This window comes from Nisaea sp., from assembly GCF_034670185.1.
GTDB lineage: Bacteria > Pseudomonadota > Alphaproteobacteria > Thalassobaculales > Thalassobaculaceae > Nisaea.
Genome location: NZ_JAXMNY010000005.1, coordinates 168,873 through 191,903, shown reverse-complemented (window position 1 = coordinate 191,903; position 23,031 = coordinate 168,873). Strand labels below are relative to the sequence as shown.

The following is a 23,031-nucleotide window of genomic DNA, read 5'->3' as shown; positions in this document are numbered from 1 at the left end:
GTAAAATTCGATGTGATAATTATCACAAATTTTAATTAAAATGATTCATGGTTTGTTAACCAGTTTTTTAATTTTTAAAAACTGAAGAAGTCACAAGATTTGCGGTAATTTCAGCGCAGCTGGGACGGACGGTCGGTGTTGGAAGATGTTAGATCGTCAGAACTGCGACGACGATATAGCGCCCGGTTTTCGCGATGGCGACGAGCAGCAGAAACCGCCCGAACGGCTCACGCAATACCCCGGCCGCGAGCGTCAATGGATCACCGATGAAAGGCGCCCAGCTCAGCAGCAGACTCCACTGACCGTATTTCCGGTACCAGCCGCAGGCGCGCTCCATTTGTGCCGGCGAGGCTGGGAACCATTTTCGGCTGATGAAACGGTCAATGAAGCGACCGAGCAGCCAGTTCACGACCGATCCGAGTGTGTTGCCGACCGACGCAACGGCGATGAGCAGGGGGACCGAATAGGTCTCCGTCAGGAGCAGCCCGACGAGGCCAAACTCGGATTGCGCCGGAAGGAAAGTTGCCGCCAGGAAGGAGAGGAGGAAAAGCCCACCATAGACGCCGAGTTCTTCCATCAGCGCTTCAGGCCGAGCCGCAGGGCGATCAGGCCGAACCGGAGCCAGAGTGCGAGATTGACCAGCGCCACGAGAGGGTTCGCCCAGCCACCGAAATGCTTGGCGAAATAGAGCATGCCGCCCCTCGTTTTCTGCCTTTCGATATAGAGCTTAGTCGTCTCGCTGGTGCCCTGGACATGGGTGGCGGAGAACGCGGGGTCGAACCAGATGGTGCCGTCCGCCTCACGGACGCGCAGGCAGGTATCGACATCTTCCATATGCAGAAAATAGTCCTCGTCCATGCCGCCGATCTTCTCGAAAATCGGGCGGGGAAACAGCATGAAGGAGCCGGAGATGCACTCGACCTCCGTCAGCGCTGCCGGGGGCGGTGTGTGGTTGAGGTTGATCCGCCTGAAGCCGAGTCTGTACAGACCGAAGGCCTCTACCAGACAGGTCCAGGGGGTCATCAGGTTTCGCCGGCAGCCGCGCTGCTCGCTGCCGTCGGGGTTCTCGATCCGGATCGTATAGAGCGCGATGTCCGGCCGCGTGCCGAGGAGTGCCATGGCGCCGTCGAGGCTGCCGGGCTGCAGGACGCTGTCCGGATTCAGCAGGAGAAGATGGGGACTCGTCGTGGCTTTCGCACCGAGATTGCAGGCTTTTCCGAAGCCGACATTGCCGTGTCCGGTCAGCAGGGTCAGGCGCGGCTCGGACGCAGCCATCGCTTCCAATGTGGTCATGACTTCCGGCGGGTTGCCGTTATCAACCACTATCACTTCACGTGCCGATGCCTCAGCGAGAGCGGCCCGGATGCAGTCCATAAGGCACGGCCCGGTATGGTAGCTGACGATGATGACGGCACAGCCGGGAGCGGCCGCTTTGCGGGACTCTGTTTCCATCTGTCAGATGTGCCACTTTTCCTGCCCTTGTTACAAGCTCCGGGCACAAGCTCCTGCGCGGCGTTCCGCGGGCGCATGGCTTGCCGCCCTCGCGCCCCACATGCTATAGCCGCGCAGGCCCTTTAAGGCCGCGTGAATACAGGGGGAGACAGGGCCTTGCAGGTCGAGCCAACCGAGATCTCGGACGTCAAGATCATCACGCCGAAAAAGTTCGGCGACCATCGCGGGTTTTTCTCCGAGACCTATAATCAGGGCGCTTTCGAAGCTGCTGGTCTCGACCTCAGCTTCGTGCAGGACAACCACTCCTTCTCCGCCCCGAAAGGCACCCTGCGGGGATTGCATTTCCAGACCCCGCCGCACGGTCAGGACAAGCTGCTCCGGGTGATCCGGGGGGCGATTTATGACGTCGCCGTCGATATCCGCAAGGGCTCCCCGACCTACGGTAAATGGGTCGCCCGCACGATCAGCGCCGAGGCCTGGAACCAGATCCTGGTGCCGGTCGGTTTCGCCCATGGCTTCTGCACCATCGAGGAAAATACCGAGGTGCTGTACAAGGTCACCGGCAAGTACGCGCCGGACTGCGAGGGCGGTCTGACCTGGAACGATCCGGATATCGGCATCGACTGGCCGCTGGACGGCGCGCCGATCCTCTCCGCCAAGGACGAGGCCTATACGCCCTTTGCCGACTTCGACAGCCCCTTCACCTACGAAGCCTGAGGACCCCCTAGCATGAGCGACGTCAAGACCGTCATCGTTACCGGGGGCGCCGGCTTCATCGGCTCCGCCGTCATTCGTCACCTGATCGCCGACACAGACGTCACGGTAATCAATCTGGACAAGCTGACCTACGCGGCGAACCTCGCCTCGCTCAACGAGGTCAGCGGGTCGGACCGGTATCATTTCGAGCAGGCGGATATTTGCGACGCCCCGTCTCTGGCGCGGATCTTTGCCAAGTACAAGCCGGACGCGGTCATGCATCTGGCGGCGGAAAGCCATGTCGACCGCTCGATTGACGGCCCGGCGGCTTTCATCGAGACCAACATTGTCGGCACCTACACCATGCTGGAGGCCGCCCGGAATTACTGGACTGCCGCGCAGGAAGACGTGAAGAAGCGCTTCCGCTTCCATCATATCTCCACGGACGAGGTGTTCGGCTCGCTCGGCGATGACGGTCTCTTCACCGAGGAAACCGCCTACGATCCGCGCTCGCCCTATTCCGCAAGCAAGGCCTCCTCGGACCACCTGGTCCGGGCCTGGATGGAGACCTACGGCCTGCCGACCGTGCTCTCCAACTGCTCGAACAATTATGGGCCGTATCATTTCCCGGAAAAGCTGATCCCTCTGATGATCATCAAGGGCCTCGCGGGTGAGCCGCTGCCGGTCTACGGCAAGGGCGAGAACGTGCGCGACTGGCTGTTTGTCGACGATCATGCCCGCGCGCTCTGGACGGTCTGCTCGAAGGGCGTGCCGGGTGAGAGCTACAATATTGGCGGCAACGAGGAGCGCCGGAACATCGATGTGGTGACCGGCATTTGCGACTTGCTCGATGAACTGGTCCCACAGCAGGGCGGCAAGAAATATTCCGAACAGATCACCCATGTGACCGATCGTCCGGGCCACGATTTCCGCTATGCCATCGATGCCTCGAAGATCAAGGCTGAGCTAGGCTGGGAGCCGACGGAAAGCTTCGAAAGCGGAATGCGCAAGACTGTCGAATGGTATCTCGATCGCAAGGACTGGTGGCAGCCGATCCTCGACGGGAAATATGCCGGCGAGCGTCTCGGCACCGGCTCAAAGGAGTAGTGGGCATGATCCTTGTCACCGGCGCCGGCGGGCAGGTCGGCACGGAGCTGCTGGCGCGTGGCGCGCAGCACGGTCATGACGTGACAGGTCTGGTCCGGGCGGATCTGGATATTTCCGATGCGGCCGCCGTTCAGGCGGCTGTGGCAAAGATCAAACCGTCCCTGATCATCAACGCGGCGGCTTACACGGCCGTCGACAAGGCGGAAGAAGACCGGGACGCGGCTTATGCCATTAACCGGGACGGTCCGGCCAATCTGGCCTCTGCCGCGAAAGCAGCCGGTCTTCCGCTGATCCATATCTCGACCGACTACGTCTTCGATGGCAGCAAGGACGGCGCCTATCTGGAAAGCGACCCGGTGGCGCCGCTCGGCGTCTATGGCGCGTCCAAGGAAGCAGGCGAGCAGGCGGTGCGGGCCGCGCTGGATGAGCATGTCATCATGCGTACCTCCTGGGTCTATGCGGCTCACGGTGCGAATTTCGTGAAGACCATGCTGCGGGTCGGCAAGGACCGCGACCAGTTGCGCGTGGTCGCCGACCAGTTCGGTGCGCCGACATCGGCAGCCGACATCGCCGACGCGATCCTGACCATTGCGACCCGCATTGCTGCTGGCAGCCGGAACGCATGGGGCACTTACCATTACACTGCCGAAGGCCGGACAAGCTGGCACGGCTTTGCCGACGCGATCTTTGCTCGGGCGGAACCTGTCTGGGGCCGCCGCCCCGAGGTCGAGGCAATCCCGGCGAGCGAATATCCGACTCCGGCGAAACGGCCAACCAATTCCGTGCTCGACGCGGGCAAGATTCTCGCGGCTTTCACTGTGCCGCGCCGGCCCTGGCAGGACGGCCTCGACGATGTGCTTGAGGTTCTTCTGGCCGAGGTTTGAATAAACGAGAGAAAGGGAGAGGGATGAAAGGGATCATCCTCGCCGGCGGGTCCGGCACACGGCTCTACCCGCTGACCGTCAGCGTCAGCAAGCAGATCCTGCCTGTGTACGACAAGCCGATGATCTATTACCCGCTCAGCACGCTGATGCTGGCGGGGATCAAGGATATCCTGATCATCACCACTCCGGATGACCAGGAAGGCTTCCAACGCCTGCTCGGCGACGGCAGCCAGTGGGGTATCTCCCTGGAATACCGGGTGCAGCCTTCGCCGGACGGTCTGGCGCAGGCCTTCATCATCGGCGAGAGCTTCATCGGTGACGACACGTCGGCCCTGATTCTCGGCGACAACATCTATTACGGCCACGGCCTGACCGAGATGCTGCAACGTTCCGCCGACCGCGAGAGCGGCGCTACGGTGTTCGGCTATTATGTCCGCGACCCGGAGCGTTACGGCGTTGTCTCTTTCGATGAGGCAGGCAAGGCGAACGAGATTGTCGAGAAGCCGGAAAACCCGAAGTCGAACTGGGCGGTGACCGGGCTCTATTTCTACGACCGGGACGTGATCGATATCGCCAAGTCGATCAAACCATCGCCGCGCGGTGAGCTAGAGATCACCGACGTGAACAAAGTCTATCTGGAACGGGGCGACCTGCATGTGGAACGGATGGGCCGCGGTTACGCATGGCTTGATACCGGCACCCACGACTCGCTGTTGCAGGCGTCCGAGTTCGTCCGCACGGTGGAAGAACGCCAGGGGCTGAAAATTGCATGCGTCGAGGAAATCGCCCACCATATGGGCTATATCGACGACGAGCAGCTTCTGAAGCTGGCGGAGCCGCTGGCGAAAAGTGGCTATGGGATTTATCTGCGGTCGTTGGTGAAAAGCTAGGCACACCGAAAAACGGAGCTGGTTTTGGGCCGACTGATCGCAATTTATACCGCGCTTGTTCTGATTCTCGGCGGCGGTTTTATCTGGCTTCTGGCGGCTCTGCTTTATCCCGGTGAGGTATCGCGCCCGACAGAGGCGATGGCCCCTGAGACAGTTTTGTCTCAAGTCTCGGAACAGGCGCCGCTGGATCTGGGGGGCCTCGAGCCGTCTCCTTTGCCGTTGTCGATGCCGCTTTCCTGCGATCCTGGCGTGGATTGCTGGCCGCTGAAATATGTCGACCTCGACCCGTCCAAGGGCCGCCGCGACTATCAGTGCGGGGCGATGACTGTCGACGGTCACAAGGGCGTGGATTTCGCCATCTCCGATCCGCGCCGGCTGAACCGGAATGAAGTGCCCGTGCTGGCAGCGGCGACTGGAAAGGTGGTCGGCATCCGGGATGAAATGCCGGACGTGAATATCCGGATTGCCGGCAAGGCGTCACTCAAGGGGCGGGATTGCGGCAACGGGATCCGGATCGATCATGGCGGCGGCTGGGTCAGTCAGTATTGCCACCTGAAGCGCGGCAGCGTTGCCGTGAAGGCGGGCGACACGGTGGTCAGCGGCGACCGGATCGGTCTCGTCGGGCTGTCCGGCTCGACCGAGTTCCTGCATCTCCACGTTCAGTTCGAAAAAGACGGCAAAGTCGTCGATCCCTTTGTCGGGCTTGGGGCTGACGAAAGTGCGTGCGGCTTGGGCAAGGCGCCGCTCTGGAAAGAATCGGTGCTGCGCAGTTTCCGCTATTCCGCGCCGCTGATCCAGGCCAGTGGGATAGCTGCCGAGGCGCCGGATACGCTCGGCGTTTCCGAAGGCAAATATACTGATCCGAAGATTTCACCCGACGCGCCGCTTCTTGTGCTCTGGACGGATCTCTATGGTTTGCGAAAGGGCGACCGTGTTTCGATGCGGTTCACCGGCGCGGATGGTGCCGTGCTGGCCGAAACGGACTGGGTGCAGGCAAAGAGCCAGCTCAGGACCTTTAAATATATCGGAAAGAAGGCGCGTCAGGATTGGCCGAAAGGGAATTACCGCGGCGTGGTTCAGGTTGAGCGCCCGTCCGGTCCCGGCAAGAACCACGCTGTTCAGAAAGTCGATCTCAAGATCGACTAGAGCGACGGTGTTCCGAGCCGGACCGTGTTGGCTATCGAACGTGGTTCTTCCGGCAGGGCGAAGGCAGGGCGTTCCGGTGTGATGCAGAGATTGGGGTTGTACGCGGGATCGTCTTCGAGCAGGGCTCCCCAGCGTGCAACCATGAACGCCCGCTCCATATCGTAACGGGCCGATTTCTCCGGTGTGATCACGGAACCGCGTGACGCTGACTCGTGATGGATCAGCAGGGCATGCGGCGTCCAGAGCACCCGGTATCCGGCTTGCCGGACGCGCAGGCAGAGGTCGATATCGCCGAAATCGACCGCGAGCGCCTCATCGAACCCACTGACAGCCTCGAAGACCTCCCGCCGCATTACCATGCAGGCGCCGGTTACGGCGGACAGGGATTGAACCTGCATCGCCCGTCCCCAATAGCCGCCGTCATTTTGTGAGATCCCGAGATTCGTGTGACGTGCCACATGCTCACCTGAGAGCGCGATACCGGCATGCTGCACGGTCCGGTCTGGGTAGAGCAACTTGGCGCCGACGAGACCGATTTCGGGGCGGGCCGCTTCGGCCACCAGCTCCGTCAGCCAGTCCGGGTTCGCGGGCTCGATATCGTTGTTCAGGAAGCAGAGATACTCGCTCGCAGCATCGCGCGCCCCGAGATTGCAAAGCTGGGAGAAATTGAAGGGGCCATCATCCCGGAGCACAGAGACGTTGGCACGGTGCGAGAGTTGACCGAGATAGCGCAGCGTCGAGGGATCGTCGCTGCCATTGTCGACGATCCTGATATCGAGCGTGCCGTAATCGGTCTGTGTCAGCAGGCCGTCCACGCAGGTCTGCAGCAGGTTTACCCGGTTGCGGGTCGGGATGATAACGGAGACGGAGTGCGTGTCTGGCAAGGGCCGCCGCAACCGCCAACGCCCGCCCCGTTGCTCGGCTCGTGCATTTGTCCCGCGTCGTGTCAGCGTGTCCCGGATTACGCGTCCGGTAGCGGCAATCGCATAGGGTTTGGTCTCGACGGATGTTGCCGTTGATTCACCGGCGGCGCGCCAGTGATAGAGGACGCGCGGGACATGACCGATGCGCTCCGGCGCGCTCTTCTCGGCAACCCGCTGCACCAGGTCGTGATCCTGGCTGCCTTCGAAACCGATACGAAATCCACCGACAGCATCGGCGAGCGTTCGACGGATTACCGTGAAGTGGCAGATATAGTTGGAGACTAAAGAAAGGTCCGGATCCCAGGCTGGTTTGAAGTGCGGTGAGAACCGGTTGCCGTCCGCATCGATCTTGTCCTCGTCGGAATAGATCAGATCAAGATCCGGCTGAGTGTCCAGCGCCCGGGCCATCTCGGCGAGGGCATCCGGCGTTAGCCGGTCATCATGGTCGAGCAGGGCGATAAATTCGCCCGTCGCCAGTTCCAACGCGGAATTGGATGCGGCTGAGATGTGGCCGTTTTCGGGCCGGATGACCAGTTTGATGCGCTGATCGGCGGCTGCGGTTTCCCGCAGAATGTGCGTTACCTCCGGATCCGTGGAAGCATCATCGGCGATGCAGAGCTCCCAGTTTCCATAGCTCTGGCCTTTTACGGACTGGATTGCTTCGCGGAGATGACCGGGGTTCGGATTGTAGATGGGCAGCAGGATGGAGAAGGTAAGGGTCTCAGCCAGTGATTCCTGCTCTGACGGCGGGAAGGACTCCAGCCATTGCTGATACTGGGTTTTCGGCAGAACGAGTTCCGTGCGCCCAGCCTTTCGTTGCGCCTCGGCGGCAAGAAGCAGTAGTTCGTCCGGCGGGACGTCGCTGGTCTCTATCTCTCCGAGGACGGCAAGTGCCTGATCTGCGCGTCCGGATGCCAACAGCGCGCGCGCATAGAGCATGCCGGGCTCCGTATTGCCCGCACTGATACACCACCAGCGGGTCGCTGCCAGGGCGTCCCCGGTCCGGGCCTGTGCCACCAGCGCCCTGGAAACCGCCGGGTCGAGCAGAACGGATCTGCGCGTGCTGATCCCCGCCCCCGGTTTGCCTAGGCGTCGCCGGAGCTGCGCTTGCCTTGCCAACGCCGGGGCATCGAGCGGGCGGAGTGTCAGGCTGCGGGCGATGGCGGAGAGACCCTGTTCCCGATCTCCCAGAGCAGGCTCGATGACGGAGAGATTGAACCAGGCCTCCTGGGAGGCTGGTGCCAGCAGCGCCTCGCGCCGGAAGGCCTGTAACGCTTCTGTCAGCCTGTTTGCGCCATGCAGGGCTGTCGCATGGCGGGCGTGAGATGCCGGGTTACCAGCATCGAGGCGGGCGGCTTCTGCATGGCGGCGCAGGCTCCGGCCGGTCTGTTTTGCAGTGCTATATATCTGGGCCAGAAGCTGTGCAGGTCCGGCATGCCGGGGCAACAGGATGCGCAGGCGCTCATAATAGCGCGCAACTGAAAGGCCCGGGGCGCCGGCGGCCAGGTGGTCCGTGAGAAAGGCGAGGGCTGTGGCGTTCGCGGGCTGGCGCAGCAGAGCCTTCCGCCAGGCATTCTCGGCGTTCCCGGGATTGCGTCGCTGGATCTCGATCTGGCCGAGATGGATCAGGGAGGCCGTGTCTGCTTCGGCTTTTTCGGCAACCAGACGAAACAGTCTCGCTGCTTCGTCCAGTTTCCCGTCGGCGAGTGCCGCCTGCGCGTGTTTGAACGCCTCGGCGGCACCAAACATGTGTTTATTTACTCGGTGGCCGATGCTGCCGGCTTCGGCGGCAGGGCGAGACGGACGCTGAGTTCCTTCAGATGCTGCGGCTCTGCTTCGCTCGGCGCGCCCATCATCAGATCCTCGGCCCGCTGGTTCAGCGGGAACAGGATGACCTCGCGGATGTTCGGCTCGTTTGCCAGCATCATGACGATACGGTCGATACCCGGCGCGATGCCACCGTGAGGCGGGGCGCCGTACTTGAAGGCGTTCAGCATGCCGCGGAACTTGTCTTCCAGAACTTCCGGCTCGTAGCCGGCAATCCCGAAGGCCTTGTACATGACCTCCGGCAGATGGTTCCGGATGGCGCCGGAGCTCAGCTCGATACCGTTGCAGACGATGTCGTACTGGTAGGCCAGAATATCCAGCGGCTCCTGGGTTTCCAGTGCCTCAAGACCGCCCTGCGGCATGGAGAACGGGTTGTGCGAGAAGTCGATCTTGCCGGTCGCTTCGTCCAGCTCGAACATCGGGTAGTCGACGATCCAGCAAAGGCGGAACGTGTCCTTCTCGACGATGTCGAGATCGTTGCCGAGCTTCACGCGGGCGGTGCCGGCCAGCTTGGCGGCGTCGCTTTCCTTGCCGGCGGAGAAGAAGATGGCATCGCCATCGCCCATGCCGGTCTGTGCTTTCAGCTCCGCGATCTTTTCCGGTGTCAGGCGGTTCGCGATAGGGCCGCGGGCCTCGCCGTCACCGAAGATGATGTAACCCATGCCCGGAGCGCCTTCGCCCTGTGCCCAGGAATTCATCCGGTCGCAGATCGCCCGGCTGCCGCATTTCGGACCAGGCACCGCGCGGACCACGCCGCCGCCGGCGATGACCTTGGCGAAGACGGCGAAATCGCTGTCCCGGAAGATCTCGGTCACATCGGAGATCTCGAACGGAATGCGCAGGTCAGGCTTGTCGTTACCGTATTTGAGCATCGACTCCTTGTAGGGGATGCGCGGGAACGGGCCCGGCACCTTCCAGTCGGAGAATTCCTCGAACACGCCCGCCATGACAGGCTCGATAGCCTGGAAGACATCTTCCTGCTCGACGAAGCTCATCTCGACATCGAGCTGGTAGAACTCGCCCGGAGAGCGGTCGGCGCGGCTGTCCTCGTCGCGGAAGCAGGGAGCGATCTGGAAATACCGGTCGAAGCCAGAAACCATGATCAACTGCTTGAACTGCTGCGGCGCTTGCGGCAGGGCGTAGAACTTGCCCGGATGCTGGCGCGACGGCACCAGGAAGTCGCGCGCGCCTTCCGGCGAGGAAGCGGTCAGGATCGGAGTCTGGAACTCCATGAAGTTCTGGTCGGTCATGCGGCGGCGGATCGAGGAGATCACCTTGCTGCGCAGCATGATGTTGTTGTGGATACGCTCGCGGCGCAGGTCCAGGAAGCGGTAGCGCAGGCGGGTATCCTCGCCGGCGTCCTCATCGGCATTGACCTGCAGCGGCAGCACGTCGGCGATGGACTGGACTTCGATCTCGTCGATACGAAGTTCGATATGGCCGGTCGGCAGCCTGTCGTTGATCGTCTCGTCGGTGCGCTTGACCACGCGGCCGGTAATCGTCACCACGCTCTCGACACGGAGCTTCTCGACTGTCTTGAAGGTCTCGTCCTCGATGTCGACGACGCACTGCGTCAGACCGTAATGATCACGCAGATCGATGAAGACCAATTGACCGTGATCGCGACGGCGATGGATCCAGCCGGAGAGGCGGACCGTTTCACCGACGTGGTCGATGCGGAGATCGTGACAGGTATGGCTGCGATAGCGGTGCATGACTGATCAATCTTTTCGGAATTTAGCGCGCGGCATCTCCTAACGTGCGAGAGGGCGGCTCGCAAAGAAAAAATGCATGAAAACCGGCTGGAAGGAGCCTAAATAACCTCGAAAGTGACGCTGCTGGAGTCGGAATATCCGATCAAATCGATCCGCGTGCCGCTGCTGAGGTTGATCACGGTATCGCCGAAACTGTCCACGGACACACTTGTCGCCGTGACGCCGCCTGAGAGCTGGATGGCGTCTTCTGACGCGTAACCGTGGATGTAATCCCAGCCTTCATTGCTTGCGGAATAGAGGAATTTGTCAGGCCCCAGATTGCCATAGAGATCGTCGTATCCTGCGCCGCCGGAGATCGTATCTGAATCCTGCCCGCCGAAGATGGTATCCGCGCCACTGTCCCCGACGATCAGGTCACCGCCATGATTTCCGTAAAGAATGTCATTCCCGTTGCCGCCGATAACCGTGTCGGCTCCTTCGCGTAGAGCCAGGGGAGAACCACTCTCGGGGCCGTTGTTCTGCCCTCCGAAAATGGTGTCGTCTCCATCGCCGCCCACGAGGTAATCCGTGTTCTTGTTGCCGTAGATCAGATCGTTGCCGGCGGCGCCCGAGATCAGGTCGCTGCCGCTATCGCCACTGATAATGTCCGCTGCGGATGTGCCGAACAGACTGTCTGCATCACTGGTGCCGACGGTCGCCGTGGCAATCGTCGACCCGACTTCGCCATAGAGTGACTGGATAACTTCAATATCGTAGGTGGTGATATTTGAGAGCGAGGTGTTGAGGTAGGTCGACATAATCGAGGACGTATGGTTGATGTGGCCGAGCCCCAGCCCGTGCCCGGCCTCGTGGATAGCGGTCGTGAAGAAATACTCCGTGTCTGCCTGATCCATGAAGATGGTGACCGAGTCCCTCCCCGATACCATCTTGCCGTCTAGCCCGACATCTATGTAATAGGCGGTCCCAAGAACGCCGCCGGAGCCATCTGAATCCGGCTCCCAGGCGATAACCCAATCCGCTGAGGCGGCATTGGTTTCGACGAACGTGATATCGGCGACATTCGACCATGTCGCCATCGCGGCTTCGAACTGCGTCTGATAGCTGGAATCCAGACTGCTGTAGCCGAGGGACGAAGTGTCGAACGAATAATTGATCGTCGTCGTCCAGGTGAAACCGAGCAGATCGGAAGAGAGGACGGTTAGTCCACCCTGACTGGCACGCTGCAGGTCGATCGAGCGCGTCTCGTCCGTGCCATGATCCGAGGTGTATTGCCCTTCGATGCCGACAGAGTGGCCCTCGAGATTTCCGAGCAGATCGCTGTCGACATTAGCCATGATGCCGGATCCTATTTCCCCACCGGACGATAGAAAGCCAAGATCGCTTAAGTATCGTTAAGGTATATTGGATTTTATATAGTCTGTTCGCCAGTGATCTTTGCCACAGTCTGTTTTTTTAGTCAGAACGCGGGCGTCGCCCGGATGAAACCGACAAGACGGCCTGCCCAGTTCCGGACTTCCGGTGAACATGTGGCTTCGATGCGGGCTTTTTGTGCGTCGTCGATCACGCCGAGCCGGACCAGCACAGCAAGGACGGCGGCCTCGGATGCCCGGCCTGCGCCATCGTCTATCTTGATCGCCACACCAAGTCCCTTTTCCGGCAGCGCTGCCGTGTAGTAGCCCTCGGCCCCGCCCTTCAGCAAACAGGTCTCGCCGGTTTCGGCCAGCACCACGGAATTGAAGGCGTCGGTGCCGGAGAGCATAAGCGGATTGTTAGCACAGGCTTTGACGATCCGGCGGCAGGCGGCGGCCCGGTCGGCGCCGAGCGCATCCGGCGCGGCAAGGCGGGCCATGGCATAGGCGACGCCGCGCAAGGGCGCGCCGAAGACGGGGATGCCGCAGCCGTCGACACCGCGCGCTGTGCGCGAGAGGTCCATCTCACCCATCTCGCCGATCAGCTCGATCAGCCGGGTCTGCACGGGGTGGTCGGCTTCGGTGTAGCCCTTGGTGGGCTCACCGAGATGGACGGCGGTGGTCAGCATGCCGGAATGCTTGCCGGAGCAGTTGTTATGCGCCCGGGTTGGCTCGGTGCCGGCCCTGATCAGGGCGTGCGCGGATGCTTCGTGGAAAGGCAGTTGCGGTCCGCATTCCAGATCATCGACGCCGAGGCCGAGACGGGCGAGCCAGGGGATCACCTTGTCTGCGTGGATCGGCTCGCCGCGATGGGACGCGCAGCAGAGTGCGATTTCCGCCTCGCTCAGATTGAAGGCGTCGGCGGCACCGCTTTCGATCACCGGCAGGGTCTGCAGCGGCTTGATGGCAGAGCGTGGATAGGTCGGGCGCTCGACATCGCCAAGCGTCATCACGTCCTTGCCATTGGCATCGACCACGGAAACGATCCCGCGATGCACGGATTCGACCATGTCGCCGCGTGTGACTTCAATGAGCAGGGGGGCTGCATCAACCTCCGAGATATGGGTGCGCACGATACGGTCGTCAGCGGCGAGGCTGTCCGGGCTCATTGGTCGTCTCCTGGTCTGTCATGGCTTTTCCCGGCTCTCGCGGCCGGTGAATTGACCTTCAAGGCAACTTGCCTTGGAGCACGGGTTTGTGCAACAGAGACGCCATGCGAGGATATTTCGGAATGGGCGTCGAGGGGATCAGCAAGTCCCGCAATGTCGGCGCGATCTACAGAACGGCGCACGCTTTCGGCGCCAGTTTTGTATTCAGCGTCCAGGCGGCGCTTTCAGTTCACGAACTCAAGCAGACGGATACGTCCGGCACAGCAGGCAGTCTGCCGTTCTATGAGTTCGATACGGTCGGCGACATGCTGCTACCGAAAGGCTGCGCTCTGGTCGGCATCGAGATCACCGACGACGCGGTCGAGCTGCCGAGTTTCCATCACCCTAAAATCGCGGCTTATGTGCTCGGACCTGAGCGCGGCGGTCTGTCGGAAGAGATGGTGGCGCGCTGCGATCACATCGTGAAGATACCAACCAAATTCTCGCTCAATGTCGGGCTGGCAGGTGCGCTGGTCATGTATGACCGGCTGCAATCCACCGGCAATTTCGCCCGCCGACCGGTCATGCCGGGCGGACCAACGGAACCGCAGCCGGAAAAGGTACCGAGCTTCGGACCGCCGCTCTGGGTTCGGAAAGAACGGAAAAGGCGCGCCGCTGCGGCAAAGGCGGCGGAGAGCGAGAGCTAAGGAGCACTACGCGAAAATCAGGGGCGAAGCAGGTTAGATGAAATCAGCTTGCAGAGGATATCGTGCCCCTGGTCCGTATAATGCCAGAAATCATTAAAGAGCCAGTCGGATGACCGGAATTCGAGCGCGTTGTTAGGGTCGTAAAAATCGACCTGCAATTTGTGGCAAATGGAGGCTAGGTCTTGTCTGAAACGCTTGACCAGTATTTCATAGTGGTCCGTGACTATCCAATAGTCTCCGAACTTGGCGGCGTTTTCCGTGTGCATGGCATCGCGCAATTTCCGCTCTTCCGCAGATAGGGGCTTGGGAGCATCGAGAGCGGGCATTCCGACTTGCAGGCAGAATCGTATTGAGGCTTTGAGAGAAGTGGCAAGTTCTGAAGCGCTTCGGATGTCTTCGGTGAGCTCCTTTATGAACTCAGAATAAAGAGCATCGATCTCGGTATCGGCCATTCCCTTGCCATTTGAGGCTTCCAAGCCGGTAACAAAGTCGGAAAAAAAACGGAAATCGTTCAATCCGGAGAAAAAGAGAATCGTGTCGGCGGTTTCGCCGTTCAGAATGCTACCGGCAGCAATCTCGGTTTTCAGGTTTGATCCGCGCAAGCTAAGATTGAACCAGAATACGTCATCCGGACCGGCGACAGCATTGAGGCGATTGTGCAAGACACTGGCATCGGAACTCGTGCCGACACCAAAGGATGAACTGCTGCCGAAGAGATATCCTCGACGTTTGACCGAGTTCTGGAATTTATCCAGGGGAACCAGTTGAGCGTCAATAATTGTGACCCGAAAGCCGTTCTCGTCTGTGTTAAGGCTCTTGGACTGAAAACTTGGCCGGCTTGCATAGCCGCGGCCGGCTTTCAAGCGTATGGCAATCGCAGTATCAGAGGCGGCTCCGCCGAGGGACAATGCATCACGCATCTGAGGAGCAATTTCCTCTACGGTCTCGTTCCAGCCCCCAATGCCCGCAGAGATACGAGCATGCCAATCCGTATTGGTTGTCACTATCGATGATGTGACGGGGACGGTCCTTGGGTCGGCGTTGAGTTTCTCAAGCTCAAGGACAATCTGATCCACTGTGTCCAATTTCTCGATATCTTGCGTTACCGTTTCGGGCAGCGAGAGGGCAAACCGGGATTCCAGAGCTGTAAACAGAACGGCGAGGGAGAGGGAGTCGACCATTCCGGATGAGATCAGTCGTGTCGAGGGCCCGACGTTATCCGCGAAGGGGCCAATCTGACCGCGTAGTGCTGATATTGTGGTCTTCAGCGTCGCTGCATGAAGATTGTCTGTCTCCGCAGAATCATCTTGCTGCGCGGTATCTTCCGCCGGCCGGTAAAGGTCTCGGAGGTAGCGTTCCTTGTTGCGTTGTCGTGAGATTTTTCCCGAAGTCGATTTGGCAAGCCACATGTGGTCCGCGATGGCAACGTCATAGACCGGAATGTCATTTTCCGAAGTTATCTTATCGCGAATTTTCTGTCGAAGACGCAACCTAATATCGCTGTTTCGTTCTCTCGATTCGGCGACGATGACAAGTCGCTCAGTTCCCGTGGCACTGTCATGGACGCCGAACGCGACGCAGCGGCCCGGAACGATGTTCTTAACGCGGCTCACTGCCCGTTCGAGATCTTCGGGAAAGATGTTTTTCCCGCTAACGATGATGGTGTCTTTTGTCCGGCCTACGACGAAGAGTTCTCCTTCAGAAGCGTAGCCAAGGTCTCCAGTGTAATACCATCCGTCATGGAGTACAGCATTCGTGGCTGCCTTGTTCCCCTGATAGCCGATGAACAGCCCTGGTGATCGGATAGCTATTTCGCCGAGGTATCCATTCTTCAGTGGCCGTCTTTGATGGTTGACGATTTTTATGGATGTCTCGGGAAGAGGGCGGCCACAGGAGACCACGCTCCTAGCGCCGGCAGCATCCTTAGATACTTTCACAGCCCGCCTGTTGTCCCGCATTTCCGTGGCATCAATATGCTCTACTCGTGGTGGTTGCTTCGCGTCGGTAACGGTCACGGCGAAGACGTTTTCCGCCATCGCGTAGCTAACGGCCAGCTTCTCTTCCGAGATACCGGAAGTTTTGAAACGGTCGATGAATGTTCGATGCGATTCGTCAAATGCCGGCTCAGAACAATTAATCAATCTTCGTATAGATGACAGGTCGTAGGACGCGTCCAGGGGAACATTTGCGGAGAGAAAATTGTAGGCAAAGTTAGGTTGCCACGCATATGTCCCACGATATGTCTCTATCGCTTCAAGGAACATAGCTGGCCGTTTTACCCAGTCGAACGGTGACATGACGACCAGCGGTACACCTCGGAGAAGCGGCGTCAGGTAACAGGCCACGAAGCCCATATCGTGATAGATAGGAAGCCAGGAAACGATTGTATCGGACTCCTGCAGCCCAATCATCTTTGCATGGCGGTCTACCTGCCAGAGCACGCTGAGATGTGAAAACGAAACGCCTTTCTTCAGGCCGGTAGTGCCAGATGAATATTGTAGGATCGCCGTTGCGTTCGGATTGTCTGGAAGGATGCAGTTGCTCGACGGAGTGTCGGATCTTTTGGTGAGTACAGGAACCGTGAGCGCTGCGGATAATCGCGGCTTCACGCGGGCGTGGAGTTCGTCGATCGTCACAATGGCGGCCGCGCCGGACGTCGTGATCAACTGTTCGAGCGACTGGAAATAGTAATCTTCGTCCTGTTTTGGTGACGGTGGCGCAAAGATTGCCGGGACGAGACCGGAGATAAGGGCGCCGCAATGTGCAGTATAAAGATCTACCGAATGATCCAGTAGGATCAGTATCGTGTTGCCCGGCGCGAGCTTCAGTTCTTTAAACCTTTGAGCCCAGCACATGGCGAGCCTAAGGAACTCGCGATAGGTCAGGCTAGTTGCCTTGCCGGATGGTCCAAGTAATGTCAGCCAATGCCTGTCGGAAGTATGGCGCGCTATGTGGATGATGCGAGCGGGAATACCTCCCGCCTGAGGAAATTTCTCTGTCATGTATGCTCGCCCTAGTCGCTGGTGATCAGCAGTTCGGTTCGGTCACCCGACGCTCTGAGGAACTGCACGATAGGAGGCGCTGTAGCTGTGTCCTTACTAACGGCTTCCTGCAAATATGCATATTTGTCTCTGTTGCAGACCAACATGATTCTTCGCGTCGCGATCAGCCGATCGAACCTCATGCTGATCCGATCGGCTCCGGTCGTCGGATGTCTGGTGGCGAGACATGCGAAGGGCCCTCGCTCGCGACAGTCGGATTCGCTAAACAGCGACGCAAAGTGCCCGTCGAGCCCGAACCCGAGAATGGATACAGAGGGGGGCCATGGGCAGGAATTGTTCACGCGGTCCGAGGCTTCCTCGGCTGCTATGGACGGCCGGGTTGCAGTTCCGCGGAGACCAACGATTTTTGCTTCCGTGTGCAGGAAGAAGCTGCGAATCAGTGATTCGTTGCTTTCTTTATCGTTGGTGGGGACGAACCGCTCATCCGATAGGGTCACGGATATGCCGTTCCAGCTTTCCCGACCGTCTGCAACAGCCTGGAGATAGTGGCGTGGCGTGTTGCCGCCGGACAGGACAACAGTTGCGCGCCCGCTCTCCGCGAGATCAGATTCTGTGTTGATCCGAACCAGATGCGCAAGTGCATCTCCGACGGCTTCCATCGAGCCGGGCTTTTTGATCGTGATGCCACATTCCTGAAGTCTTCGGGACACTATCCCTGTTGTCCTTTGACGATTTCATGAGGTTGCCCGAACTCCGTGAGTCCCTGGATCGCCGCACGCCCCATTGCAAGAACGCCTTCTTCGGTCGTTCCGCCGATATGCGGGGTGCCGAGAAATCTGGGCAGCGAAAACAGACGCATGTCGGTTGGTGGCTCGTTCGCAAAGACATCAAACCCGGCGCCGAAGAGACGTCCGTCTTCCAGCATGCCGGCGAGTGCTGTTTCGTCCACGAGATCACCGCGGGCAAGATTTAGCAATATGGCGTCAGGCCGCATCAAACCGAGCCGCTCCGCGTTCAGAAGCTGGCGTGTCGTGTCGTCGAGCGGGACGTGAAGTGAAACTATCTCGGAGCGGGAAAGCAGCTCTTCAAGAGGGACCGGGGTGACACCGTGCGTTTTGTAGAAGCTTGGGAATGCTCGCACATCGTGCACGAGGATCTCGCACTTGAACGGTTGCAGCAACCGGATCAAATCTTTGCCGACATGGCCGCACCCAATAATGCCGACAGTGCGATGGGACAGTTCGCGTCCGCGTTCTTGGCGCCAGACGCCGTCTCGGACCTCCCGGATATTTTCTGGCACTAGACGTAACAGGGCGATGGCGAAAGAAAGAGCGAGCTCGGCGACCGAGCGGCGGTTCACTCCTCCCGTCCAGCCGAGATGGACGCCGTGTGAGGTCATGGCGTCGAGATCGATCATGTCCAGGCCGACGCCATATTTGCTGATGACCTTGAGATCCGGAAGTGCGGCGAACACCGAGTGGTCGAGCTTCTCCAGAGCTGTAATGGCACGGTCGTGCCCCGCCAGGAACTCGATTAGAGCGTCCCCCTTCAAGGAGACTCCTGCATCGTTGAACGTGGCATTTGGAAACTGCTCCAAGACTTCCTGACGCAGGACAGGATGGCGGGAGAAAGATCGCGAGGCAACGGCTACCCTGATATCGCTCATGCTGCGGCCCGTTCGGACTCGAGATAATCGCGACAGATGCTGGTCAGGTTTTCGTCCATCGGATACTGGTCCTTGAACACCTGACCTGCGCGGTTAGCAAGAATGAAGGTTGCCGTTCCAGTACCCTGGTTCTTCTTGTCACGCGATAACGCCGTCATGAAGGGCGCAAGCGGCACGGGATAGGTCTCAAAGCCATCATAGTTCAACCGCATCACCGGCTGCATCCGGCGATAATTTTCGTCTGACCCGACCTCAAGTCGGGCCGCGACATAATTAGCCATATTCATGCCTATGGTCACCGCGATTCCGTGCGGGATTCCGAAATCCGTCGCGGCTTCGATTGCGTGGCCGAAGCTGTGCCCATAATTGAAGACATTGCGCGCGCCCTGATCGAATTCATCGCGTTCGATATAGGCCTTCTTGATGTCGAGCGAGCGCCGGATATAGGTCATCATGACCTCGGGCTCTTTCAGAATACGTTGGTAGTCGGCTGCTATAGTATCGAAGGAATCCGGCCCGTCGATGACATGGACCTTCAACATCTCGCCAATGCCGGAACGGACGTCCCGTGGGTCGAGCGTGGCCAAGAAGTTGGTGCTGATGTGAACTTCCCGCGGCGGGGTGAAGGTGCCGAGGATGTTTTTAGCTGTCCCGGAATTGATCGAGCTTTTGGAGCCGATGCAGGAATCCGCCTGGGCCAGCAATGTCGTCGGGTAAAACACCCAGTCGACGCCGCGAAGCATGGTGGCGGACAGGAAACAGGTAATGTCCTGGATGATGCCGCCGCCAATGGCAATCAGCCGGTGATCCCGGCGCAGCCCCTTGCCGACGAGATGGGCTACATAATCCGGCATACGTTCGAGTGATTTATTGGATTCCAGAGCGTCAATGAGAAGAACGGAGCGATGCGTCAAAATGTTCTTCATCTGTGCGGCATACAGATCAGCGACATGGGCATCTATCAGGAAATGCGCGTTCGCCGGCACATTTTCTTCGAGCTTTGTAAGCGCTGAAGGATCAAACGTGGCCGTGTAGGGGCCTTTGTGCGACTGGATGGTTAGCATGTCAGACACGGGTAAAGCCTCCGTCGATGGCAATATTCTGCCCGCTGATATAGGTGTTCTCCGGGCCGGCAAGCCACGATATGAAGGCGGCTATTTCCTCGGGTTGGCCAAGGCGGCCCACTGGAACTTTCGCCGTTAGTTCAGCGATACCGTCGGGGCCGAGCACGCGTTGTGTCAGTTCCGTGTCGATGAAACCGGGGGCGACCGAGTTAGCCAAAACGCCGTCTCCGGCAACCTCGGCGGCGAGGGCCACTGTCATGCCGTCGATGCCGAACTTGCTGGTCGAGTATGGCGCCCGTTGTTCCTTGCTGATCTTGCCCCAGATCGAACTGATATTGACGATACGGCCCCAGCCCTTCTGTTGCATGCCCGACAGGACGGCCCGGCAGAGAACCATCGGTGCCAGAACGTTCACGCGCTGGATGCGTTCGAAATCCGCAGTGTCGATTTCCGCAAACGGGGCGATCTTGTTTATCCCGGCATTGTTCACTAGGATGTCGAAGTCGTCATTTTTGATGCTGACGGCGAATGCTTCCGTTGCGGCCGTGTCGGAAAAATCCACTGCGCGGTATTCGGATGATTCCGGGCCGGCCCCGCCTGGTTTGGTGCCGGTCACGGTGACGGTGGCTCCGTCCTTCATAAGCCGCTCCGCGATAGCGTACCCGATCCCCCTGGTTCCGCCGGTAACGAGGGCTTTCTTTCCGGAAAGTTGGCTGCTCATGATGCGTTTGCGCGGTCGAGATAGCGTCCGGTAACCGGGTTGTCCGCAAGAATGGATTCGGCCCGTGCCCTGTCTTGCTCGGTATCGACACCGATGGTCTCGATCTCGGTCTTTACTGCCATGATCGTGTCCCCATGTTCGAGGTAACGCAGCATGTCGACTGATTCGAGCTTCTCCAGTGGCGTCTGTGGCAGGGAGCTGAAACGGTCGAGATGTGACTTGGCAAAAGCGATAACGCCGGTTTGCTGGTACATGGGTACTTCCGGCGCCCGTGCGCGCGACGGGATCGGCGCGCGAGACAGATAAAGTAGCCGTCCGTCCGGTGCGGCTACTACCTTCACAGTATTCGGATCTTCATGATCCTCAACGCGGTACAGCCGGCTAACCAGATTGACAACCGGCGCGCCACTGTCCTGAAAGACGTGTTGCATCTCGGCCAGCATTTCCGGTCCGACCAAGATCTCGTCGCCTTGAACCATCTGCACTAAATCTTCGTTCGCGAGATCGAGTTTTAGATTGCTGATAGCCTCCTGAACGCGATCGGTGCAGCGTTCATGGTCGTCGGAAGTCATCACGGCTTCTCCGCCGGCAGAGATGATGCAATCGGCAATCACCTGATCACAGGTCGCGACGATCACCCGGTCGTAGCCTTCATGAAGGCGGCACCGGTGGTAGATGTGCTCAATCATGGGCATGCCAAGCAGCGGGCTCATCGGCTTGCCCGGAAATCGACTGGAGCCCATTCGTGCGGGAATGATGCAGACTGATTGCATATCGGTCACCGGTTCTTCAGCAGGTCATTCACAATAGCTGAATCGTCACGCAGTTTCTCGGCAAGGAACACCATGTCGTCGCCATAGGCGACGAATGTATATCCTTCTTCGATCCTCTTACGAAGGAGGTCTTCGTCAGGCATGACAACATGAACCCCACCGGCCTTTGGAGACCGCTTCATCCCGGCGGTGACTTTGTCCAGGCACGCTACGACATCAGGGTGTTCGAAGTTTCCTGGATGTCCAAGGGAGCCTGAAAGATCATAAGGGCCAATGATAAAGCCGTCGATCCCGTCCACGGCGAGGATTTCATCGATGGAACCCGCTGCCTTGTAGTGTTCGATCTGGGCGATCAGGATCGTTTCCTTCTCCGCCCATTCCTTGTATCGCTCAAAACCGAGACCGTAATCCTGTGCTCGAGATAGCCCTACACCTCGGCTCCCCCGCGGCGGATAGTAAATCGAGTCGACCGCCATCTTGGCTTCGTCCGGCGTGCAGATCATGGGCACGATCACACCATGCGCCCCGGAATCCATGGCCCGTTTGATTAACAACGGATCGTTTGCGCCAACGCGGACAAGCGGTGTGCATCCGGCCAGATCGATCACCTGGATCATCTGGAACATCTCGTTCGTCGCGATGCCCGTGTGTTCCATGTCGACGACAAGCCAATCGTACCCAGCTTTGGCCATCATCTCAGCGATCGGTGGGAAGCCGAAGCTGAGCCAGGAGCCGATCGTCAGTTGATTATTTTTTAGTTTCATTTTCAGTGACATGGTGTTTCTCGGACTTCATTAATTAATGTAATAAAGTGTTTTATTGGCCGCAGACTTCCCATCGTCAACCTATCCTGTATGAGGGGCGGGCGCCAAATGCGCATTCAATCCCCAATGTTCCCGCCACTCTGGGTCTGCCATGTAGATCCGATAGACAAGATCCATTGTACGGTAGGCATCTTCAATTGTGCCATTTTTGATAGGTATGTCCCTAAGGATGGCATTTGCAAAAGCGGCAATCTCATTAGGCCACGACGGGTCTCGGTTATATCGAGTGGTCTGTTCCCGTGGGTCCCCTTTGTCGTCGTCATCCGGCCAGATGACCGTCAGTGTCTCCGCCCCATAACTCTTCGACCCGGAGAGTATTCCGCTCAACGTGATTCCGCCCCGCTCCAAGCCGATTTCAAGATTAAAGCGATGCCGCCATTGTGTCGCGCTTGAGTGAAGCATCGCGACTGTATTGTCCGCCGTGCGCATCAAGGCATAGGCGTTGTCTTCTACGTCATGTTTCCAATAAGCATTGGATACGAAACTGTGGACATCCTGGAATTCACCAGCAAACAGCCGCATCAGGTCGACCATGTGGATACCTTGGTCGAGCAGAATTCCACCTCCTGCTACAGCTCGTTTAGTGCGCCAGTCCGAGGCCTGATCGAAACTAATAAACTTAGATTTCCCATAAACACCGCGTAGATTTATGACCCTGCCAAGGCTCCCGGACCGGACAATGCCCAACGCGTCATTTACTGATTCATGATATCTGTGATTGAAGCCGTACATCACTTTAATATGCGGATGCTTTGCCGCTGTATCCTGAACACTAGCAATATCTTCGACGGTTCGACCGGGGGGCTTTTCGCAGAATGTATGAATCCCGCGTTTGATCATTTCCGTCGTCACTTCGGGGGCAATATCATTCGTCAAGCAGACGAAGACGGCATCCAGGCCTTCGCCATAAAGCTCTTGATAAGACTTGAATGCTTTGACCCCATCAATTGTTCTGGGCTCGTCGAAAGTCCGATCACAGACAGCGACCACTTCCATTTCAGGGTTTAAATCAAGGAAATGCCGGCGACGTCTCCCCACAACGCCATACCCTGCAATACCGACTCTCAATGGAGTGATCATGTATAGTTTGCCTCTGACTTTTGGGATGAAGGTAGCCGGAACGGAGTATTATACGCC

General features: G+C 58.8%; 20 protein-coding genes. 6 read left to right on the top strand and 14 right to left on the bottom strand.

Features of this window, described 5'->3' with window-relative positions; all coding sequences use genetic code 11:
• Positions 1 to 148: 148 nt before the first annotated feature.
• Together VOI22_RS19930 and VOI22_RS19925 are read right to left on the bottom strand one after the other, a co-directional pair.
• Positions 149 to 577 carry a YqaA family protein gene (locus tag VOI22_RS19930; RefSeq protein WP_323798195.1) on the bottom strand — a complete coding sequence of 143 codons (429 nt, stop codon included), beginning with the start codon at positions 575 to 577 and terminating at the stop codon, positions 149 to 151.
• A complete protein-coding gene (locus tag VOI22_RS19925; RefSeq protein WP_323798194.1) occupies positions 577 to 1,452 on the bottom strand; it encodes a glycosyltransferase family 2 protein in 876 nt (291 codons plus the stop codon). The genes VOI22_RS19930 and VOI22_RS19925 overlap by 1 nt, the downstream gene beginning before the upstream one ends.
• A 156-nt stretch (positions 1,453 to 1,608) precedes the next feature.
• On the opposite strand from VOI22_RS19925, the gene rfbC reads away from it, so the two are divergent.
• Genes rfbC through VOI22_RS19900 form a run of 5 tightly spaced genes read left to right on the top strand, consistent with a single transcriptional unit; the run spans position 1,609 to position 6,175 of the window.
• The gene (gene rfbC, locus VOI22_RS19920; protein WP_323798193.1) at positions 1,609 to 2,169 is read left to right on the top strand and encodes a dTDP-4-dehydrorhamnose 3,5-epimerase; all 561 of its coding nucleotides are present in this window, start codon (positions 1,609 to 1,611) and stop codon (positions 2,167 to 2,169) included.
• A gap of 12 nt (positions 2,170 to 2,181) precedes the next feature.
• Entirely contained in the window at positions 2,182 to 3,255 is a 1,074-nt protein-coding gene (gene rfbB / locus VOI22_RS19915) for a dTDP-glucose 4,6-dehydratase (protein ID WP_323798192.1), read from the top strand.
• 5 nt (positions 3,256 to 3,260) lie between these two features.
• On the top strand, positions 3,261 to 4,139 hold the full coding sequence (rfbD, locus tag VOI22_RS19910) for a dTDP-4-dehydrorhamnose reductase (RefSeq protein ID WP_323798191.1): 879 nt from the start codon (positions 3,261 to 3,263) through the stop codon (positions 4,137 to 4,139).
• Positions 4,140 to 4,162: 23 nt separating this feature from the next.
• Positions 4,163 to 5,029 (top strand): glucose-1-phosphate thymidylyltransferase RfbA, encoded by an 867-nt coding sequence (gene rfbA, locus VOI22_RS19905; protein WP_323798190.1) that lies wholly within the window; start codon positions 4,163 to 4,165, stop codon positions 5,027 to 5,029.
• Positions 5,030 to 5,053: 24 nt separating this feature from the next.
• Positions 5,054 to 6,175 carry a M23 family metallopeptidase gene (locus VOI22_RS19900; RefSeq protein ID WP_323798189.1) on the top strand — a complete coding sequence of 374 codons (1,122 nt, stop codon included), beginning with the start codon at positions 5,054 to 5,056 and terminating at the stop codon, positions 6,173 to 6,175.
• On the opposite strand, the gene VOI22_RS19895 is transcribed toward VOI22_RS19900, so the two are convergent.
• The 4 genes from VOI22_RS19895 to VOI22_RS19880 form a co-directional block, all read right to left on the bottom strand.
• A complete protein-coding gene (locus VOI22_RS19895) occupies positions 6,172 to 8,847 on the bottom strand; it encodes a glycosyltransferase (RefSeq protein ID WP_323798188.1) in 2,676 nt (891 codons plus the stop codon). The two genes, VOI22_RS19900 and VOI22_RS19895, sit on opposite strands and share 4 nt — an antisense overlap.
• An 8-nt stretch (positions 8,848 to 8,855) precedes the next feature.
• The gene (aspS, locus tag VOI22_RS19890) at positions 8,856 to 10,640 is read right to left on the bottom strand and encodes an aspartate--tRNA ligase (protein ID WP_323798187.1); all 1,785 of its coding nucleotides are present in this window, start codon (positions 10,638 to 10,640) and stop codon (positions 8,856 to 8,858) included.
• Between the two features lie 98 nt (positions 10,641 to 10,738).
• Positions 10,739 to 11,974: a matrixin family metalloprotease gene (locus VOI22_RS19885; protein ID WP_323798186.1), complete on the bottom strand. Its 1,236-nt coding sequence runs from the start codon at positions 11,972 to 11,974 to the stop codon at positions 10,739 to 10,741.
• Between the two features lie 122 nt (positions 11,975 to 12,096).
• Complete coding sequence (locus VOI22_RS19880; RefSeq protein ID WP_323798184.1) at positions 12,097 to 13,158, bottom strand: asparaginase; 1,062 nt, start codon at positions 13,156 to 13,158, stop codon at positions 12,097 to 12,099.
• Positions 13,159 to 13,262: 104 nt separating this feature from the next.
• On the opposite strand from VOI22_RS19880, the gene VOI22_RS19875 reads away from it, so the two are divergent.
• Positions 13,263 to 13,844, top strand: a complete 582-nt coding sequence (locus VOI22_RS19875; RefSeq protein WP_323798183.1) for an RNA methyltransferase — start codon at positions 13,263 to 13,265, stop codon at positions 13,842 to 13,844.
• A gap of 17 nt (positions 13,845 to 13,861) precedes the next feature.
• Here VOI22_RS19875 and VOI22_RS19870 read toward each other — a convergent pair whose 3' ends face one another.
• The 8 genes from VOI22_RS19870 to VOI22_RS19835 form a co-directional block, all read right to left on the bottom strand.
• Positions 13,862 to 16,846, bottom strand: a complete 2,985-nt coding sequence (locus VOI22_RS19870; protein WP_323798182.1) for an AMP-binding protein — start codon at positions 16,844 to 16,846, stop codon at positions 13,862 to 13,864.
• A gap of 11 nt (positions 16,847 to 16,857) precedes the next feature.
• Positions 16,858 to 17,556 carry a 6-phosphogluconolactonase gene (locus VOI22_RS19865; RefSeq protein WP_323798181.1) on the bottom strand — a complete coding sequence of 233 codons (699 nt, stop codon included), beginning with the start codon at positions 17,554 to 17,556 and terminating at the stop codon, positions 16,858 to 16,860.
• A complete protein-coding gene (locus tag VOI22_RS19860; protein WP_323798180.1) occupies positions 17,556 to 18,512 on the bottom strand; it encodes a phosphoglycerate dehydrogenase in 957 nt (318 codons plus the stop codon). Before VOI22_RS19860 ends, VOI22_RS19865 begins: the two co-directional genes overlap by 1 nt.
• Entirely contained in the window at positions 18,509 to 19,576 is a 1,068-nt protein-coding gene (locus tag VOI22_RS19855) for an AroB-related putative sugar phosphate phospholyase (cyclizing) (protein WP_323798203.1), read from the bottom strand. Before VOI22_RS19855 ends, VOI22_RS19860 begins: the two co-directional genes overlap by 4 nt.
• 1 nt (position 19,577) lies before the next feature.
• On the bottom strand, positions 19,578 to 20,297 hold the full coding sequence (locus VOI22_RS19850; RefSeq protein WP_323798179.1) for an SDR family NAD(P)-dependent oxidoreductase: 720 nt from the start codon (positions 20,295 to 20,297) through the stop codon (positions 19,578 to 19,580).
• Positions 20,294 to 21,070, bottom strand: a complete 777-nt coding sequence (locus VOI22_RS19845; RefSeq protein WP_323798202.1) for a 3-deoxy-manno-octulosonate cytidylyltransferase — start codon at positions 21,068 to 21,070, stop codon at positions 20,294 to 20,296. Before VOI22_RS19845 ends, VOI22_RS19850 begins: the two co-directional genes overlap by 4 nt.
• 5 nt (positions 21,071 to 21,075) lie before the next feature.
• Complete coding sequence (locus tag VOI22_RS19840; protein WP_323798178.1) at positions 21,076 to 21,834, bottom strand: HpcH/HpaI aldolase family protein; 759 nt, start codon at positions 21,832 to 21,834, stop codon at positions 21,076 to 21,078.
• Between the two features lie 81 nt (positions 21,835 to 21,915).
• Complete coding sequence (locus VOI22_RS19835) at positions 21,916 to 22,974, bottom strand: Gfo/Idh/MocA family oxidoreductase (RefSeq protein WP_323798177.1); 1,059 nt, start codon at positions 22,972 to 22,974, stop codon at positions 21,916 to 21,918.
• Positions 22,975 to 23,031 lie beyond the last annotated feature (57 nt).